This is a genomic window from Halococcus sp. PRR34 (genome assembly GCF_028617175.1).
GTDB lineage: Archaea > Halobacteriota > Halobacteria > Halobacteriales > Halococcaceae > Halococcus > Halococcus salifodinae.
The window spans coordinates 53,953-71,040 of the sequence record NZ_JAQJDA010000002.1 but is presented as its reverse complement, the minus strand read 5'-3'; the positions used below and the strand labels follow the sequence as shown (position 1 = coordinate 71,040).

Sequence of the window (17,088 nt, the reverse complement as noted above, 5' to 3'; positions counted from 1 at the left end):
TCTGAAGTCTCGAAGTGGCCACATACTCAGCCACACTCACACGTACCACTCGGTCTCTCGCAATTGGCTGAAAAACGACTCCTCGGACGAGTGAAACCGCGAAACGAGAGGGTCGAGTCGACTCGACCGTTACTCCCGTCGCTGCTTCCGTAGCAGCATCCCGCTGGCGGTCAGGCCGACTGCAGCGATACCGAACGCCCCGACGGCGTCACCGAGGCTACTCGATCCGTTGCCACCGGTGGTCGTCGTGCTGGCGTTCGTCGTGGCTCCGACCTCGCTGGCCGTGGTGTTCGTCGCTGATGCGTTCTCGCCGCCGGTCGTGGTGGTTGCGTTCGTCGACGCTGTTTGTTTCGCGTCCAGCGGGAGGATGCCGCCGAGCAGCGAATCGAGAGCATCCCCGAGCTGGTCGACGGTGTTGTTGAGAAGGTCGTTGAGCTCCGTCGGCGTGATTTCGTCGTTCTCGAACGCCCGTGCGAGGTCGATGATCTCTCGGTTCGTGATCTCGCCGGTGTCGACCGCCTCGTTCAGCAGTTCGATCTCGGTGTCGTCGAGTTCGGCGACGAGATCGGCGAGCGTCGCCGCGTTGGGGTCGTCGAGATCATCGAGCACGTCGGCATCGAGGAGCAGTCCCGTGTCGAGATCGACGAGTTCGATCCCGAGCACGTCGACACACACGCCGAGATCGGCGGTCGTGTCGGTGTCGACCACGGTACCGTCGGCATCGAGCAGTCGTGCTTCCTCGATGACTGCCGTGCTGAGGTCGATGCTCGCTACCTCGTCGAGACCACTGACGGAGACGTTCTCGCTTCCGTTGATCGGGCCGATCGTGACGGTTTCGTCGTTGCCCGTGCCCACGTTGAGGAGATCCAACTCGACGGTTGCGTCGGTGAGGTTGCCCGTCACGAGCGCGTCACGGCAATCGCTGACGTTGATTGCTCCGGTTTCGTTGCCGTCACCGGGGCCGCCAGGCCCGCCGTCGAGGACGCTCACCAGCGTGACCTCCGTGCTGCCGACGTCGTTGTCGGCGTTCGGATCGTCAGGGGAGACCGTAGCCAGTTCGGCCACGTTGGTCGCGTTGAGCTCCGCGAGCGGATCGGCGAGGAGCGTGGCGTCGGTTGACACCGCGAGCGCGTCGAAGGTGAGCGTCGCGGACTCGTTCGGATCGAGCGATCCCACGTCGTACTCACCGGTGACGGCGTTGAAGTCACCCTGACTCGCGCTCGAACCGGTGACGAGGAACGCCGTCGTGTCGGTGAGTTCGTCGATGTCCGCGATGACGTCCTCGTCGTCGACGATCACGTCCGTCGCCGTGGCGGGCCCTTCGTTGGTCACGGTCACCGTGAACGTCACGGGCTCGTTCGCCTGAAGGATCCCGCCACCCTCCAGAAGACTCAGCTCGACTTCGTCCATGCTCGCGCTTTTCGTGACGCTGATATCGGCGGTGTCGGGCGTTTCGTTGCCGTCGCCCGGTGTTTCGTTCCCGTCGCCAGGCGTCTCGTTGCCGTCGCCCGGTGTTTCGTTCCCGTCGCCCGGTGTTTCGTTCCCATCGTCGGGTGTCTCGTCGTCGGGATCGTTGATGATATCGATCAGATCACTGAGATCGATGTTGTTGATATCGGTGTTGTTGATGTTGTTCTCGTTGATGATCCGATTGATCGTCTCGGTGGTGACCGTCGTGTCGGTATCGACGTTGTTTTGGATCTGAGTGATGATCTCCTGCACTCGTTCGTCGCTGATGTCGTTGTCGACGGTGATTTCGCTGCCCTCAACGACAATGGTTCGTTCACCGTCGTCACCGTCCGACCCGTCGTCCCCATCCGCACCGTCCGTTCCGTCTCCACTGTCATCGCCATCCGTTCCGTCCGCCCCATCCCCACCGTCGCCCCCATCACTCCCGTCCGCCCCATCCGCACCGTCGCTCCCATCCGTTCCGTCAGCTCCATCCGCACCATCTGCTCCGTCGGAACCATCCGTTCCGTCTGCATCATCCGTTCCATCTGCTCCGTCAGCACCATCCGCCCCGTCCGCGCCATCTGCTCCGTCGGAACCATCCGTTCCGTCAGCTCCATCCGCACCATCTGCTCCATCGGAACCATCCGTTCCGTCAGCTCCATCCGCACCATCTGCTCCGTCAGCACCATCCGCGCCATTCGTTCCATCTGCTCCGTCCGCACCATCCGCTCCATCAGTTCCGTCCGCACCGTCGGTTCCGTCTGCACCATCCGCTCCGCCAGCGGTATCGGCCCCGTTATCGGCGCTACCGTCAGTACCGCTACCGTCGCTGCCAGTCGTATCGCTCGCCCCGTCACTCGCTTCATCCGCGTCGTTGGTATCTGGCGAATCGATATCGACGCGAACGGCGTTGCCATCGCCTTCGATATCGACGATATCGTTGTCAGCGTTCGTCGTACAGTCGCCGGTAGCTCCACCGACACCCGCCGCGTCGGCGTTGACCCGTACCTGATTACGATCGCCGTCGATATCGACGACATCGCTGTCCTTTTCGCCCGTACAGCATGTATCGCTACAGTTCGCTGCCAGGCTGTACTGACTACTCAGATGGGGTGATTGTTGCCCCTCTCCATCCTGTAGTGTCGTGCTGTCCGGCCCGGTAGTATCGTGCCCGACCGCGAGTGCGGCCCCCGTCGCTCCGAGTACGACGAACAAACAGACGACAAGTGCTACTCCGACCGTTTTTGCTGCGCCCTTCGATTCCATACGAGACATGGTGTCGTTGCCACCCCACTTAGATTTGTGTCTAAAGATAATTCTGAAAATTAGTACATCATCATAATAAAGCCTGTTTCCTAGAATAGGTTATCTAGTAGTGCAATTCTCGTATGATTCTCACTCCCCGGAAATATTCGAACGTACTCATATAGCAGAGATACGATCGCGTGGCGACAACCACGGCGATTCGATCGAGACTATCCACTAGTGAAGAATCTCACTCTCGACGGTCCCGTGACCGACAAGCGACGAGCAACAGCATCGAACAGCGAGACGGGGCTGGTAGCCATTGCGTGTGAGTCGCGGCCAGACGGTCGTCGAATGGAAGCGTTTTTACCCGATCAAGGGATATCAACGAACCGCGCGTGGGTAGCCAAGCCAGGCCAACGGCGCAGCGTTGAGGGCGCTGTCCTGTAGAGGTCCGCCGGTTCAAATCCGGTCCCACGCATTCCTGCTGCGAGCAAATCCGCGAGCAGCAGGAATCGAACAGAGTGATTTGAACCCTGCCGGTCGCAGCCGGCGAGCGCAGCGAGCCGGATCGTCCGGCTCCGGTTCAAATCCGGTCCCACGCATCCACTTTTTGCTACGCTCAGTCGCTCCCTGTGGTCGCTCCTTCGCCTGCAAAAACGTGGGGAAAAAGCCAACGTCACCCCTTTCAGGGGTTCCTCGGCCCGCTCGCTCACTACGATCGCTCGCGGGACAGTCGGTATGACTACCGCTCCACAACCACACAGCACCGCCGAAGCCCTCGGGTGCGCTCACTTCGCTCGCGCACCCTCGCCCTTCATCCGCCAGGACCGCCCCGCCTCCGCCAACCGCCCCGCCCAAGCCCTCGTCCCGGTCGCTCAGACGTCGCGTTCGATGACGAACCGCGTGAATTCGGCGAGATCGTCGGCGATCTCGTCGTCGATATCGAGCTCGCGGAGGGCGTCGCGCGCCTCGGCAGCGAGTTCGAGTGCGCGCTCGCGGGCGTACGCCACGCTGTCGGTCTCGCGGAGGATGTCGATCGCCTCGCGGATCTCGTCGTCGGAGTTGTCGTCGGCCCAGAGGAGTTCTTCGAGCCGCGCGGCCTGCTCGGGAGCGGCCTCGCTCGCGGCGTGGATCGCCATCAGGGTCTTCTTTCCCTCGCGGATGTCGTTGCCGACGGCTTTGCCGAACGCACCGCCGTCCTCGTCGGCGTTCTCGATGTCGAGGATGTCGTCACCGATCTGGAACGCGATCGACATCCGTTCGGCGTAGCGTGCGGCGCAGCGTTCGGTTTCGTCGGACTGGCCCGTGATGAGTGCGGCGAGGCGTGCGACGATCCGGCCGAGACAACCAGTTTTGCACGCACACATCTCGAGATACTGGGCCTCGGTCATCCGGATGGCCTGCTCGTTGTGCCAGTGGATGTCCATCCCCTGGCCGAGATGCGTCCGGTTGAGCTCGTACATCAGCATCTCGTAGATCGCGAGTCGGGTTTCGGCGTCGAGATCGCCGGGGTTGTGCGCGACGATGTTCAGAGGAAGGAAGTACATCGCGTTGCCCGCGTTGAGCGCGACGTCGGTCCCGGCCTCGCGGTGGAGCGCGGACTCGCCGCGGCGCATCGTCGCGCCGTCCTCGACGTCGTCGACGATGATCGTCCCGTTGTGGAGGATTTCGGGGATGCAAGCGTAGGGGAGATACTCGTGGGGGTCCGCGCCGAACCCGTCGATCAGGAGACAGCAGACCACCGCGCGCCAGCGTTTCCCGCCCCGATCGAGCAGGTCCCAGATCGGGCCGGGGAGCGCGCGCTGGATGGCGACCGGGTCGTACTCGTAGCTCGGCTCGCCGAAGGCGCGGGCGACGTACTCGGCGTCGATCTCGCGGGGGAGCAACTGCTCGATCTCCCTGTCGATGACCGGCCGCCACGCCGCGAGCACGTCGCGCATACGGTTGTGACCGGTGGCGGCGGGCTAAAAAGTCTCGTTCTCTGCCGGAGCGGGGGCCGATCGGCTCACTCGTCGTAGGGCCAATCGCCGATGATCTTCATCCCTGCCGCCTGATCTTCGGCTTCGAGCGCCGCCGCGATCGTCTCGGACCCCTTGTGCTCGACGGCGAACTCGTCGTCCGCGAGACGAACGCACAGTTCAGTGAGAAGGATCGACTGTTCGCGGAGGTTCCTGATTTCGAGTTTGTCGAGCGTGTCCGCGAACGTGTGTCCCCACCCGCGCCCTTCGTCGCCCGTCTCGCTCATCAGGTGATAGCCGGGAACACCCCACTGGACGTACGGCCAGTGATCGCTGTGTGGTCCCTGTTCGGGGATCGTCGTGACCGGGTGATCGAAGTCGTTGGCCACCCCAGTAACGAGTTCGCCGAGTGCGTCGAACCCGTGAGTGTGGGCGCTGAGCGTCCGTCCACGGACGACGCCGTCGTTGTTGACGATGGCTTTGATCGAACCGTGGTCGCGCTCGTTGGCGTCGTGGGCCGATCCCACCAGACCGACCTCTTCGGCACCGTAGACGACGAGGTGGACGCGGGTATCGAGTTCCGCCTCGCGTTCGGCGAGCGCCTTCGCCACCTCCACGACCACGGCGGTGCCGGCCCCGTTGTCCATCGCCCCTTCGGCGATGTCGTGGGCATCGACGTGGCTCGTCAGCAACACCGCCTCGTCGGTGTCGGGACCGAGATCGGCGTGGACGTTCTGACTGGTCGCGTCGTGAGCGTCGGCGTCGACCGACACCTCGATCGTCTCGCCCTCCCGACGCCGCGAGAGCCGCGACCCGACCTCCTTGCTCACCCCGATCGCCGGAATCTCGCCGATCGGCGAGTCCTCGGTGCCGACGCTCCCGGTCGGTGGGAGGCAGCCCTCGACGTGGTTCCGGAAGACGAACGCGGCCGCACCCCCATCGACGGCGTAGTAGTACTTCTCCCGGCGGTGGATGAACCGATCGTAGTGGCCGGGAACGTTCGACGCGACCATCACGACCTTTCCTTCGATGTCAGTCTCTTCGAAGTCGCTCGGGAGGCCGTAGCCGAGATCCACGAACTCACCCGCGACCTCGCCCGCCGGACTCCGCGGAAGCGCGATGGTCTCGCGGCTGCTGTCGCCGGCACCGATCGCCGCGGAGCCACGGGTCCATCCCTGGATGTCGAACTCCTCTAAACGGGCGTTCCGCGCGCCGACGTTCGCCAGCGCGTCGCGAGTCGCTTCCGCAGCGCGGCGTTCGCCGTCGCTTCCGGCCATCCGATCGCCGATGTCGACGAGGGTTTCGAGATGATTCCAGCCGACATCGCTGGTGAACACGTCGCCGATCCAGTTAGTCATGCGCTACCGATCGTTCCGTCCCTCGCTTGAGTGTTCGGGAAGCGGCCAATCGGCGCGGGCGAACGGTGTGATGTCGACGCCGGTGTGCCGACCGTGGTTCGGCCGATCGCGTCGACCCCGCAGTCTTTTGGCCCACCGTGCGCAACGGGAACCGATGAGCGATGGCGAGCCGGCGAGGCGTCGTGAGTCGACCAGCGTCGGTGTCGTCGCCCCCGAGACCGACGCAACCGCAATCGTCGACGCGGTCGATACGGCCGGCGGCGGCGTCCACGACGCCACCGAGACCGTCAGCACCGAAACCGCTGACATCGACCCTGACGCGATCGTTGCGGTCGGCGATGGGGGTCTCCGCGAGTGTGTCGCCACCGACATCGGCGTTCCCGTCCTCCCGATCGACGTCGATAGGGTCCCATCGCTCGCCAGCGGCGACGATCCGGATGGGATCGAACGGTTCCTCGCCGGAGAGTATCCGATCCGCGAACGACCGGTGGTGGCAGTCGACACGCCGACCACGAACGGGCGAGCGTTACGTGATGTCGCCCTGGTGACTGCCGCGCCCGCGAGCATCTCGGAGTTCGCGGTCGCCGCCGGTACCGAGGTGCGCGGCCACGATGCGGAGAATGACGGAAATAGGACACCGTTCACGAGGTTCCGTGCCGACGGCGTGGTGGTGGCGACGCCCGTCGGGAGCCACGGCTACGCGCGCGCTGCAGGCGGACCGGTGGTCGTCGACGGCACCGACGTGGGTGCGGTGGTACCGATCTCGCCGTTCGCGACCGATCCCGATCACTGGGTGGTCCCGTTGGCGGGCGTGTCGCTCACCGTCGAGCGCGACGACGCCGATGTGGAGCTGTTCGTCGACGGGTGTTCGCTCGGGCGTGTCAGGTCGGGGAGCCCGGTCCGGATCACGCTCGACGGAACGCTCCGGCTCGCGTCCCCGCACCGTGTGTGAGCGGCGAGAAATGGGAAAGGCTCTAATGCGATCCCGTCGGAAAGCCGATCATGCAACCCCTCTCGCTGTTCGGGCCGATCGACGCGGTCCTCGGGAGCGGTGACAACCCGCTCATCCTGTACGTTCTCTTGATCCTCGTGATCGTCAACATCGTCACGCGCGCGATCGCTCACCGATCGAACGTCAGTGATGCGCGCGAGCAGGGTGCGGACGCCATCGGTCAGCACCCGGCCCACGTCGCCTCGACGATCCTGCTGATCCTCGCGTCGTTTTACCTCACGACGGTCGAGGTTCACTCGGGCATCGTCCTCTCGGTCCTCGTGGTCGGGATGTTCATCACGGACTTCTTCGAACTCGAAGCACTCCGTGTCGAGGCACGCAACGACCGCAGCCTCAGTCGACCGAACGGAGCCATCGCCGCCTCGGTGCTCGTACTCCTGTACGCGGCCTTTCTCAGCGTCTTCTTCGTGGTCGCTCCGGTCTGGAACGCGGTCGTCTGAACCGATTCCGGTCGTTTTACGATCGCAGCGAACACGTCCTCAGCAGCGCCATCGGCTACCCACGCCAACGTTCGATCGACCGGTCGGTGGTGAATCCTTTCACGAGGTAGCGACACGATTGGGCTGGCCAGTGAAATCGGACGGTACAGCCCCACCAGAACGGTACGATTCCGATTCATAGCAGATCGTCAGTCGTCCGCTCGCCACTCGCGAGCCAGCAGTCCGTATCGGTGAATATCGACGAATTCGCCGTCGATAAACGCTTCCTCCCGGCGGACGCCCTCTTCTGCGAATCCGGCCTTTTCGAGGACGCGCCGCGAACCCGCGTTGAAGTCGAAGGCGTTGGCGACGAGCTTGTTGAGTCGGCGCTGGTCGAACGCGTAGCCGACGAGGAGCTCGGTAGCCGCGGTCGCGTAGCCCTCACCCCACGCGTCTGGCGTCACCCAGTATCCCACCTCGGCGTGGCCCCACGTCTCGTTGATCCCGGAGAGTCCGATCGACCCGACTGGTTCCTCGTCGTCGCAGATGAGTAGCGAGATGCCGTCGCCCTCGCTCCGCTCCTCGAACCACTCGCGCTCCTGTTCGGCGTTCACCGGCGATACCGCACCGAGCGATCGCCAGACGTCGGGATCGTTGACATCACGCTGGAGGAAATCGAGGTCCTCCTCTTCGACCGTTCGAAGCGTGATGCGATCGCCTTCAAGGAATGTGGGACCGGGCATACTACGATCCGATTCCGGCCGAGGGTATCAATCTTGCGCGCTCGTCCGTCTCCAGTCGTGCGATCATAAGGTGGCGACGGGCACACGGGGAGCGGTGCTGTGCGGTGGCGGAGGTGGGGCGGTGCGGTAGCGAGGGCGGTGGCGGGGCGGTGTAGTGCTGTGCAAGCGGGAAGCGGATGCGGGGCGGTGGCCGTGAGCGCGGACCGGCGCGACAGCGCCGGGCGCGCGAACATGGGGAAGGGCAGGGCCTCAGCGCGTGCCGCCACGAGGCGCGTACGCCTCGGCCCGTGCGAACGGGCGCAAATCGCCCGTAAGCAGACGCGACAGCGCGGATCGCGCAATGTGGGCTTGGTGTCCTGCAGAGCGAAGTCGTTCGAAACGGCGATAGCGAGGCGCTACGCGCCTCGAACCGTTGGCGCGGCGAAGCCGCGCCAAGAAACCGTTTCGTGATGTCGTCAGATTCCGACGGAATCTGACTGCTTGCAGGAAATCGGTGATTTCCTGCAATGACGAAAGACGCGAAGCGTCTTTCGGACCACGAGGCAAGGCTCGGGAGAGCGTTGCTCCCCCGGTGGACATGAAAAGGGCGAGGAGCCGCCGTCAGGCGTCCGGCCGAGCACAGCGAGGCCGGATGCGCGGGCTTGCCCTCGCAGTTCCGAGGGCTTTCAGGCGGTGACCTTCCACGTCGTCGATGAGGAGTACCCCCACTTCTCGACCGAGAGCGAACACTCACCGTTCTGGATGGCGGTCATGTTCGTGCCGACCTCCTTCGCCGAGAGGTCGAGTTCGTCGCCGATCAGTCGGGATTTGAAGTACGTCCGGGTGCCGGCGTTCTCGCGGAGGTACTCGAGGATCCGGTGCTGTTTTCGACTGAGGTCGGGCGTCGCGCTGCTGGCTGCCATGAATGCACGAACGGGACGTCCTCCTAAAGCGGATTTGGTACACCAGGGTAATTCGGCCGCTGTCGGCCGGTTTTCGTCGCGTGATGACTCCACTGGACGCCCACGATCAGCCTGGTCGGGGCGCTCGTGAGCGAGAGTGGTACAGCGAGGTAATCGGTTTCGGAGATTCGATGGGCAGGAGTTGGCGGTCGTGATCGACCGTGATCGGTGACAGCCGTGCCGGACGAGCGTTCGTGCGGTAGTTCTTTACCGCTCGCCACCAACGGGCGCAAACAGAGGCCTACCGATGGAAATCTCTGACAAGCTCTTGTGTCTGTTCAACGCCGAGGTCACTGCGGAAGACGACGACACCTACACCGTCGAGGTACCGCGCCGCGAGATCGACACCGGCTCGGTCGAGGCGGGCGACGTCTACCGCGTGGCGCTCGTCTCGCGCGAGCGCACTGACGACGAATCGAGTAGTGCGGGGTCGAGCGGGTCGCACTCGGGATCAAGCCGGCCGTCCTCGGAGCCCCAGCCGCCGGTCGACATCGGCGAGATGCGCTACGTCGAGGTCGAAGACATCGGCAAGCAGGGCGACGGGATCGCACGCGTCGAGCGGGGCTACGTCATCATCGTGCCCGGTGCGGAGATCGGCGAGCGCGTCAAGGTCGAAGTCACGGAAGTCAAGTCGAACTTCGCGGTCGGCGAGATCATCGACCAGTAGCAACCTGTACCTTTTTACTGCGGGGGTTCGCGCGCCTTCGGCGCGCTCAACCCCTTGCAAAAAGCTACGCTAAAAACTCCCGCTCGCTCACGACGTTCGCTCGCGGTGAGATCACTGGCACTCTCCGCAACCGCCACCGTGACCGCCTCCGCACAGCACCGCCCGAGCCCTCAGCCGTTCGCTTCGCTCACGGCTTCGCCCTCGATCCACCGAGGACCGCAGTACCGCACCACAACCGCGGCCGCACTGCCACCGCAGCCGCACCGCGGCCGCACCGCCGTCGGGCCGGCGGGGTTTTGGGTCACGCACTCGAATCACGAGCATGGACACGCTGCGCGGGCTGCTCGCGCGCGATCGACGGAGCGACCACCCCGCGCTCCGCGCTCCGAACGGCTCCGACCACAGCTACGACTACCACCGACTGCTCACGAACACGTGGAAGACGGGCAACTTCCTCAGCCACCTCGGGGTCCGCCGCGGACGAACCGTCGGGATCGCCGGACGGCAGCCCGCAGCGGTGCTCACCGTCCTCGGCACGGCGTCGCTCGGCGGCATCGTGCGGTTCGATCCGCCGACATCGATCGACGCTCGTGCGGTCGTCGCCCCTGCCGAGAGGATCGACGACTTCGAACTCCCACCCGGCGGCACGCGCGTCGCCTACGACGATCCACCCGACGACCCCGGAACGGCACACTTCGAGCGCGACGTCTGGAGCGAAAACCCGACGCTCGCACCGGCAGAGGTCGCGGCCGACGACCCGGTGCTCGCCGCCGACGGATCGTCGGTTTCCCACGCCGAACTCCTCGATACAGCCGAGCGCGTCGTCGAACGTACTGGACTGACAGCCGGTGACGATGTGGTAGTGCGTGCGTCGCTCACCATCCCGGGAACCGTCGCGGCCGGCATCGTCGCACCGCTGCTTACGGGTGCGACAGTCGTGTTTCCGGCTGCTGGGACCGTCGGCGATGTCGCGATCGCGACCGAGAGTGCGCCCGAGGGAACCATCGTCGACCCAACCGCGATCCGCTGATCTCGACGACCAACCCGAATCGATGAGCAGCCACCGAAAAGCGCTATACGCTGTGCGATCGCTGTCGAATCATGCCCGGCCCACGAATCACGAGCGGCGAGCGGGTCACGCTTCGGACCCTCGAATCCGAGGATCTCCCGTTCGTCCAGCGCGGTTCCGCCAATCCGGCCATCCGCTACCCGCTCGGCACGCGGCTCAGAAACCAGGAGCAGATCGAGCTCCCGACCGAGGACGATGACACCGACCAGTTCCTCGTCTGTCTCGATGGCGACGACGCCGGTCCCGGCCAGCCGGACGGGGACGACGTGGAGCGGATCGGCGTCGTGAGCGTGGCGGACGCCGACTGGCGACGCCCGGAGCTCGGCTACTGGCTCGTTCCCGAGGTCCACGGCGAGGGCTACGGCAGGGAGTCCGTCGCGCTCGTCATCGACTACGTCTTCCGAATGTACGACCACCCAGCCGTAGGGGCAAGAGCCTACGATTTCAACGATGCCTCCCGCGGTCTGCTGGAGTCACTCGGCTTCACGGAGGAGGGCCGCACCCGGAAGGACCGGTTCATCGACGGCGCGTACCGCGATACGTTTCAGTACGGCCTGCTCCGAGATGAGTGGGAAGAGCGGGGCGAGTAGCTTATCGTGCTTGCTCGATAGCGTCGAGCGAAGCGGGGTTCTCGATCGAGTCCATGTCGCCGAGCTCCTCGCCCTGATATATCGACGCGATCGCCCGGCGGATGATCTTCCCCGACTGGGTTTTCGGGAACTGCTCGACGAAGAGCACCTCGCGGGGTTTGAACGGCTTGCCGAGCTCCTCGCCCACCTGCTCGCGGAGCTCCTCGCGGAGCGCGTCCGACACTTCGGCGTGGTCCTCGAGGACGACGTACGCCACGACCGCCGTCCCGGTGGTGTCGTCGGGGACGCCGACCGCGGCGGCCTGGTTCGCGTCGTCGTGTTCGATGATCGCGCCCTCGACCTCGGCGGGGCCGACCTTCCGCCCGGCGACGTTCAGCGCGTCGTCGGCCCGACCGTGGAGGAACCACAATCCGTCTTCGTCCTTCTGGGCCCAGTCGCCGTGGTCCCACAGCGGCGGGTCCTCGAAGCTCGACCAGTACTCCTCGAGGTAGCGCTCGTCGCCGCTCCAGAGCGACTTCGTCATCGAGGGACACGAGTCACGCGCCACCAGAAAGCCGCGCTCGTGGTCGTCAGCCACCGATTCGCCCGCCGAATCCACGATGTCGATGTTCATTCCTAGCCCTGGGCCGCCGAGCGTACAGGGTTTCAGCGACTGGATCGGCATCGGCATCAGGAAACACCCACAGATCTCGGTCCCGCCGGAGATGTTGATGATCGGCGTGTCGCCACCCCCAACGTTCTCGTAGAACCAGAGCCACGACTCGGGATCCCACGGCTCGCCGGTCGACCCGAGGAGCCTGAGGCTCGACAGATCGTGGCCCTCGATCCATTCGTCTCCTTGCTTCCGAAGCGCGCGGATCGCGGTCGGCGAGATCCCGAACTGGGTGACGTCGTGGCGGTCGATCATTGCCCAGAACCGATCGGGCTCGGGGTGGTCGGGTGCGCCCTCGTACATCACCACGTTGCCCCCGAAGGCGTGGTTGCCGATCAGCGTCCACGGCCCCATCATCCAGCCGATATCCGACACCCAGAAGAAGTTGTCGTCGGGCTGCTGATCGAATCCGAAGTGGATCTCCTTCGCACACTGCATCAGGATTCCGGCGTGGGTGTGGACGATCCCCTTCGGCTTGCCGGTCGTCCCCGACGAGTACAGCAGCATCGACTCCTGGGAGGCGTCGAGTTCTTTCGTCTCGTACTCGCTCGACTGCTCGCCCACCGCATCGTCCCAGTGCTCGTCGCGCGCGTCGTCCCACGGCACGTCGCTCGCGGCCCCTCCACCGTTCTCGTCGGGCGTCAGTCCCAGCCGATCGTAGACGACAGTGTGTTCGACGTGGCCCGCCTCGGCGATCGCCTCGTCGGCGGCCCCCTTCAGTCGGACCTCGCCGCCCCGGCGGTAGAACCCATCGCCGGTGAACAACACGGTGGGTTCGGCGTCTTCGATTCTGGTGGCGGTCGCATCCACGCCGAACCCCGAGAAGATCGGGACCGCGACCGCACCGATCTTGAAGCAGCCGTAGAGAATGGCGATGACCTCGGGGACCATCGGCATGTAGAGCCCGACGGTGTCGCCCGTCTCGACCCCGCGCGCTTCGAGACAGTTCGCCACTCGGTTCGACTGTTCGTGGAGCTCCGCGAACGTGACCTCCCGAACCGTGCCCGGTTCACCCTCCCAGGTGCACGCCACGTCATCGGCGGTGTCGCCGTCGGCGTACCGATCGAGCGTGTTGTGAGCGATGTTGATCGTGCCGCCGGGATACCAGTCGGTGAACTGCGGCCCCTCGCTGTCGTCGCGAACGCTGTCGTAGCCCTCGTAGAACTCGATACCGAGATAGTCGACGAGCTCGTCCCAGAACCAGTCGACCCCCGACTCGTCGATCCCGGTGTCGCCGCAGGTCCGCGCGATCAGTTCGTCGTAGTCGTCGATCCCGTACTCCTGCATGAACGCGTGGACGTTCGTGGATTCGACGAACTCCTCGGTCGGTTCGTGAACCACCTCGTCGAACTCGCCCAGGGACTCCATACCGGAGGGGACACCGCACGACATGAAAGGAGTTTCCCCATCGTCGTTCGTTCTCGATACCCGGAAACCCTTTTACTGGCCGGCGACCCAACCGAACGTATGTACGTCCGGAACGCGAGAAACCGTGAGGAAGTCTGGCTTCTGGACCATATCGAGGCGATGAGTCTCGACGACGCCGCCTTCCGCTCCCGAGACTACGTCATCGCCGTCGACGAGGCCGGCAACAAGAAAGCGGGATTCGGCCGGATCCGTATCCACCGAACCGACGACGGCGAGTTCTGCGAACTCACCGGAATCGGGGTTCTCAACGGCTGGCGAGGGCAGGGAATCGGCGCACACGTCGTCGAGCGGCTCGTCGATCGCGCCGGCGACGAGGGGTTCGAGACCGTCTACTCGCTGACCGACGAAGCTCAGTACCTCGAACAGTTCGGCTTCGAGCGTGTCGCGACCGACGACCTTCCCGACAAGATCGCCGAACGCCTCGACGTCAAACGAGAGGGCAGCGTTCCCGAAGCCGTCCCGACGCGGGTCGATGTCGGGGCGTTCACCATGCCATCCCAGCTACGCGAGCGGTTCAAACACGCCGCCGAAGACGGAGCCGAGGACGAGGAACCCGCAGCCGAGGAGAGTCCCGAGGACTTCGGGATCGACAGCGAGAACACGACGTACAAGTACGACACCGGGTGAACGGCCGGAGCGCTTTTCGGTTCGACCGACGAGACGCGATCATGCCCTCGGAGTTCGTGGTGCCGCCCGCACTCGATCCCGGCGACAGCGTCGCGATCGTCGCCCCCTCCAGTGGGGGCGCGGCGGACGCACCGCACGTCCTCGATCTCGGTGTCGAGCGACTCCGCGAGACGTTCGATCTCGAACCCGTCGTCTATCCGACCGCCGAGAAGGGGAACGAGTACCTCGAAACACATCCCGAGGAGCGCGCTCGTGACATCCACGATGCCTTCCGTGATCCCGACGTTCGGGGGATCGTGGCGACCATCGGCGGCGACGACCAGCTCCGGGTGCTCCCTCACCTCGATGCCGGCGTGCTCCGCGACAATCCCACCAGATTCTACGGGATGAGCGACAACACCAATCTCCAGCTCTATCTCTGGAATCTCGGGATCGTCTCGTACAACGGCGGGCAACTGATGAACCAGGTCGCGACGCCTGGCCATCTCCACGAGTTTACCGAGCGCTACCTTCGCCGGGCGTTCTTCGAGGAGTCGCTCGGCGAACTCGAACCCGCCGTCGAGTGGACCGACGACGTGATCGACTGGGGCGACGACGCGTACGCCGACCACGAACCAGCGTACGAGGACGCAACCGGCTGGACGTGGCGGGGCGGCGAGGAGCGCGCCGAAGGACGGCTCTGGGGCGGCTGTCTCGCGATCGTCGAGTGGCACCTGATGACCGATCGCTACCTGCCCGATCCCGATGCGCTCGATGGCTGTGTGTTCGCGATCGAGACCGCCGAGGACATGCCGAGCGCCGACCGCGTGAAGTGGACTCTCATGTGCATGGGCGAACGCGGCTTGCTCGACCGGTTCGGCGCGGTGCTCGTCGGACGACCAGCCACGAGGAATCATCGTGAACGCCCCAACGATGAGGAACGCGCCGCGTACCGCGACCACCAGCGCGAGGCGATTGCCGGCCAACTGGAGCGGTACAACCCAGATATTCCTGTGGTGTTCGATCTCGATTTCGGCCACACCAATCCCACCCTCGCGCTCCCGATCGGCGGCCGAGCGGTCATCGACCCCGACGACGAACGGATCGTCGTCGGGTGAGGGGGCTGCGTCGCTGATCGTCGTCCGTTCTGGCTCTCAGAGAGAGAGAGAGAGGGACCCGCCGCGGTAGACTCTTCGCAGGACCCGATGAGATCATGAGCGCAGGCAGCAGCAGCCCCCGTTCACGTGGAACCAGCACGCTTTTCACCGGCCGTGCGAACCGATCCGAAGAACTGTTCTATGACTCGCCGGCCCACGGTTCGCCCGGTGTTCGACCCCCTCTCGCCTCCCGCAGCCTGACGGGCCCGATAGCCGCAGCACTCGGGTTCGTTTCGCTACCACTCCGGTAGCCGCATTTCCTCTCGAACACGCACGCATATGCCGATATCCACCGAGCAGCCGGTCCAGTGCCGGCGCTCGCACGACCGCGCACCGACACGTGAATCACGACCGAACCGCCCGCGCCGATGCCCGAGACGCTGGCGTGGGAGCCGCTCGCCCGCTCCGCGTGGAGCTCTGCCGACGCTCTTCGGAGGCGGTCGCCGATGAGCGCTCTCGATCGGGGGCTGTGGCGCAACACCGACTTCCGGCGCTTCTTCGCCGGACAGTTCGTCACGAACGCCGGGGACAGCCTCTACACGGTGGCGATGCTCTGGCTGGCCTTCGAGCTGAGCGGCTCGACGCTGGTTACGGGGGCGCTGAACGCGATATTACTACTACCGTGGCTGTTGCAGGTGTTCGCCGGCCCGCTCGTCGATCGCCTGGCGCTCGAACACGTCCTCGTCGGCTCGCAGGTGATTCAGGGCACCGTCGTGCTGGCCCTGCCGCTGGCGGCGGCGACAGGACACTTAGACGTCGGCGTTCTGTTCGCCGTCGCGCCGATCCTGATGCTCGCGTCGCTGCTGATGTTCCCGATGGAGACCGCACTGTTGCCCCGTATCGTCGACGACGAGCGCCTCCCCGGTGCGAACTCGGCGCTCTCGACCGTGACGCTCGGCCTGGACATGGTGTTCGACGCGCTCGGCGGCGGCTTCGTCGCCGTGTTCGGCGCGACGACCCTGTTCCTCGCCGACTCGGCCACGTTCGCTGTCGCCGCGCTGCTGTTCGCGGGAGTCAGGCTCGGCACCGCGACGGTGGCCGACGAACGAACGGAATCGAGAGGCGAACCGGCCGTCGCAACTGTGCGTTCGGTGCTGCGTTCGTACGTCTCGGACCTCCGGGACGGGGTCAGGGTGCTCCGCGGGACGGTGTTCGTCGAGCTGATACTGACGACTGCGGTGGCGAACTTCACGACCGGCGTCACGCTGGCGATACTGCCGGCGTTCGGCGACGGCCTCGGCGGCCCCGCCGTCTATGGCCTACTGCTGGGCGCGCTTGGGATCGGCCGGCTCGTGGGCTCGCTCGTCGGTCCGTGGTTCGAGGGCGTCCCCTACGGGAGGCTGCTCCTCGCCCACGGACTGGGTGCCTGCTGCTGGCTCGCGGCCGTCCTCGTGTCGTCGCCGGCACTCACGGTCGTCCTGTTCGGTCTCGCGTGGGTTCCCGTCGGCGTTTCGAGCGTACTTGGTTCAACGCTGAACCAGCGGGTGTTCCCGGCCGACCTGCTGGGTCGGGTTTCCGCGACGAAAGGCACCGCCTCGGGGGCGACGCTCCCACTGGGCTCGCTCGTTGGTGGGGCGGTCGCCGAGGTGCTGGGAACGACGCCGACGATGGCGCTAACCGCGGGCGGCTTCGGCTTCACGGCGATCTACGTCCTCCTCCGCCCGCGGCTTCGAGGACTCCCCGCCGTCAGGGCAGCCACACCGGAGGACTTCGACGTGGAGACTGCAACGGAGTAGACGATTGGGTGGTGGTCGCCTCAGTCTGGAATCGCATCATCCCGACGACGGC

14 protein-coding genes and 1 tRNA gene are annotated in these 17,088 nt (G+C 65.2%); 9 read left to right on the top strand and 6 right to left on the bottom strand.

Annotated features, from left to right (window positions below):
• Positions 1 to 129 precede the first annotated feature (129 nt).
• Positions 130 to 2,718, bottom strand: coding sequence for a DUF11 domain-containing protein (locus tag PHA81_RS03660; RefSeq protein WP_273835285.1), 2,589 nt, complete (start codon positions 2,716 to 2,718; stop codon positions 130 to 132).
• 375 nt (positions 2,719 to 3,093) lie between these two features.
• On the opposite strand from PHA81_RS03660, the gene PHA81_RS03655 reads away from it, so the two are divergent.
• Positions 3,094 to 3,178: transfer RNA gene (locus PHA81_RS03655), tRNA-Leu, on the top strand.
• A 397-nt stretch (positions 3,179 to 3,575) separates the two neighbouring features.
• Here PHA81_RS03655 and PHA81_RS03650 read toward each other — a convergent pair.
• Together PHA81_RS03650 and PHA81_RS03645 are read right to left on the bottom strand one after the other, a co-directional pair.
• A complete protein-coding gene (locus PHA81_RS03650; RefSeq protein ID WP_005044419.1) occupies positions 3,576 to 4,640 on the bottom strand; it encodes a polyprenyl synthetase family protein in 1,065 nt (354 codons plus the stop codon).
• A 65-nt stretch (positions 4,641 to 4,705) separates the two neighbouring features.
• The gene (locus tag PHA81_RS03645; protein WP_273835282.1) at positions 4,706 to 6,016 is read right to left on the bottom strand and encodes a M28 family peptidase; all 1,311 of its coding nucleotides are present in this window, start codon (positions 6,014 to 6,016) and stop codon (positions 4,706 to 4,708) included.
• 154 nt (positions 6,017 to 6,170) lie between these two features.
• On the opposite strand from PHA81_RS03645, the gene PHA81_RS03640 reads away from it, so the two are divergent.
• Both PHA81_RS03640 and PHA81_RS03635 read left to right on the top strand, forming a co-directional pair.
• The gene (locus PHA81_RS03640) at positions 6,171 to 6,968 is read left to right on the top strand and encodes a hypothetical protein (RefSeq protein ID WP_273835280.1); all 798 of its coding nucleotides are present in this window, start codon (positions 6,171 to 6,173) and stop codon (positions 6,966 to 6,968) included.
• A gap of 50 nt (positions 6,969 to 7,018) precedes the next feature.
• On the top strand, positions 7,019 to 7,468 hold the full coding sequence (locus PHA81_RS03635; protein WP_273835278.1) for a hypothetical protein: 450 nt from the start codon (positions 7,019 to 7,021) through the stop codon (positions 7,466 to 7,468).
• A gap of 188 nt (positions 7,469 to 7,656) precedes the next feature.
• Here the strand turns inward: PHA81_RS03635 and PHA81_RS03630 are convergent, their stop codons facing one another.
• Positions 7,657 to 8,190, bottom strand: a complete 534-nt coding sequence (locus tag PHA81_RS03630; RefSeq protein ID WP_005044411.1) for a GNAT family protein — start codon at positions 8,188 to 8,190, stop codon at positions 7,657 to 7,659.
• A gap of 665 nt (positions 8,191 to 8,855) precedes the next feature.
• Positions 8,856 to 9,092: a hypothetical protein gene (locus PHA81_RS03625; RefSeq protein ID WP_005044409.1), complete on the bottom strand. Its 237-nt coding sequence runs from the start codon at positions 9,090 to 9,092 to the stop codon at positions 8,856 to 8,858.
• A gap of 286 nt (positions 9,093 to 9,378) precedes the next feature.
• Here PHA81_RS03625 and PHA81_RS03620 point away from each other — a divergent pair, with 286 nt between their 5' ends.
• The 3 genes from PHA81_RS03620 (at position 9,379) to PHA81_RS03610 (ending at position 11,457) form a co-directional block, all read left to right on the top strand.
• Positions 9,379 to 9,798 carry a TRAM domain-containing protein gene (locus PHA81_RS03620; protein ID WP_005044408.1) on the top strand — a complete coding sequence of 140 codons (420 nt, stop codon included), beginning with the start codon at positions 9,379 to 9,381 and terminating at the stop codon, positions 9,796 to 9,798.
• Positions 9,799 to 10,120: 322 nt separating this feature from the next.
• Complete coding sequence (locus PHA81_RS03615; RefSeq protein ID WP_273835274.1) at positions 10,121 to 10,828, top strand: hypothetical protein; 708 nt, start codon at positions 10,121 to 10,123, stop codon at positions 10,826 to 10,828.
• 71 nt (positions 10,829 to 10,899) lie between these two features.
• On the top strand, positions 10,900 to 11,457 hold the full coding sequence (locus PHA81_RS03610) for a GNAT family protein (protein ID WP_273835273.1): 558 nt from the start codon (positions 10,900 to 10,902) through the stop codon (positions 11,455 to 11,457).
• A 1-nt stretch (position 11,458) separates the two neighbouring features.
• Here PHA81_RS03610 and PHA81_RS03605 read toward each other — a convergent pair whose 3' ends face one another.
• Positions 11,459 to 13,477, bottom strand: coding sequence for an AMP-binding protein (locus PHA81_RS03605; protein WP_273835271.1), 2,019 nt, complete (start codon positions 13,475 to 13,477; stop codon positions 11,459 to 11,461).
• A gap of 99 nt (positions 13,478 to 13,576) precedes the next feature.
• Here PHA81_RS03605 and PHA81_RS03600 point away from each other — a divergent pair, with 99 nt between their 5' ends.
• The 3 genes from PHA81_RS03600 to PHA81_RS03590 all read left to right on the top strand — a co-directional run bounded on the left by PHA81_RS03600 (position 13,577) and on the right by PHA81_RS03590 (position 17,036).
• The gene (locus PHA81_RS03600) at positions 13,577 to 14,164 is read left to right on the top strand and encodes a GNAT family N-acetyltransferase (protein ID WP_005044401.1); all 588 of its coding nucleotides are present in this window, start codon (positions 13,577 to 13,579) and stop codon (positions 14,162 to 14,164) included.
• A 41-nt stretch (positions 14,165 to 14,205) separates the two neighbouring features.
• Positions 14,206 to 15,261, top strand: coding sequence for a S66 peptidase family protein (locus PHA81_RS03595; RefSeq protein ID WP_273835269.1), 1,056 nt, complete (start codon positions 14,206 to 14,208; stop codon positions 15,259 to 15,261).
• A 485-nt stretch (positions 15,262 to 15,746) separates the two neighbouring features.
• Positions 15,747 to 17,036 carry an MFS transporter gene (locus tag PHA81_RS03590; RefSeq protein ID WP_273835266.1) on the top strand — a complete coding sequence of 430 codons (1,290 nt, stop codon included), beginning with the start codon at positions 15,747 to 15,749 and terminating at the stop codon, positions 17,034 to 17,036.
• Positions 17,037 to 17,088 lie beyond the last annotated feature (52 nt).

What these genes read in the sequence shown, in the direction of transcription:
- PHA81_RS03660 (WP_273835285.1), bottom strand. Translation starts at nt 2,718, where the DNA reads ATGGAATCGAAGGGCGCAGCAAAAACGGTCGGAGTAGCACTTGTCGTC.
- PHA81_RS03650 (WP_005044419.1), bottom strand. Translation starts at nt 4,640, where the DNA reads ATGCGCGACGTGCTCGCGGCGTGGCGGCCGGTCATCGACAGGGAGATC.
- PHA81_RS03645 (WP_273835282.1), bottom strand. Translation starts at nt 6,016, where the DNA reads ATGACTAACTGGATCGGCGACGTGTTCACCAGCGATGTCGGCTGGAAT.
- PHA81_RS03640 (WP_273835280.1), top strand. Translation starts at nt 6,171, where the DNA reads ATGAGCGATGGCGAGCCGGCGAGGCGTCGTGAGTCGACCAGCGTCGGT.
- PHA81_RS03635 (WP_273835278.1), top strand. Translation starts at nt 7,019, where the DNA reads ATGCAACCCCTCTCGCTGTTCGGGCCGATCGACGCGGTCCTCGGGAGC.
- PHA81_RS03630 (WP_005044411.1), bottom strand. Translation starts at nt 8,190, where the DNA reads ATGCCCGGTCCCACATTCCTTGAAGGCGATCGCATCACGCTTCGAACG.
- PHA81_RS03625 (WP_005044409.1), bottom strand. Translation starts at nt 9,092, where the DNA reads ATGGCAGCCAGCAGCGCGACGCCCGACCTCAGTCGAAAACAGCACCGG.
- PHA81_RS03620 (WP_005044408.1), top strand. Translation starts at nt 9,379, where the DNA reads ATGGAAATCTCTGACAAGCTCTTGTGTCTGTTCAACGCCGAGGTCACT.
- PHA81_RS03615 (WP_273835274.1), top strand. Translation starts at nt 10,121, where the DNA reads ATGGACACGCTGCGCGGGCTGCTCGCGCGCGATCGACGGAGCGACCAC.
- PHA81_RS03610 (WP_273835273.1), top strand. Translation starts at nt 10,900, where the DNA reads ATGCCCGGCCCACGAATCACGAGCGGCGAGCGGGTCACGCTTCGGACC.
- PHA81_RS03605 (WP_273835271.1), bottom strand. Translation starts at nt 13,477, where the DNA reads ATGGAGTCCCTGGGCGAGTTCGACGAGGTGGTTCACGAACCGACCGAG.
- PHA81_RS03600 (WP_005044401.1), top strand. Translation starts at nt 13,577, where the DNA reads ATGTACGTCCGGAACGCGAGAAACCGTGAGGAAGTCTGGCTTCTGGAC.
- PHA81_RS03595 (WP_273835269.1), top strand. Translation starts at nt 14,206, where the DNA reads ATGCCCTCGGAGTTCGTGGTGCCGCCCGCACTCGATCCCGGCGACAGC.
- PHA81_RS03590 (WP_273835266.1), top strand. Translation starts at nt 15,747, where the DNA reads ATGAGCGCTCTCGATCGGGGGCTGTGGCGCAACACCGACTTCCGGCGC.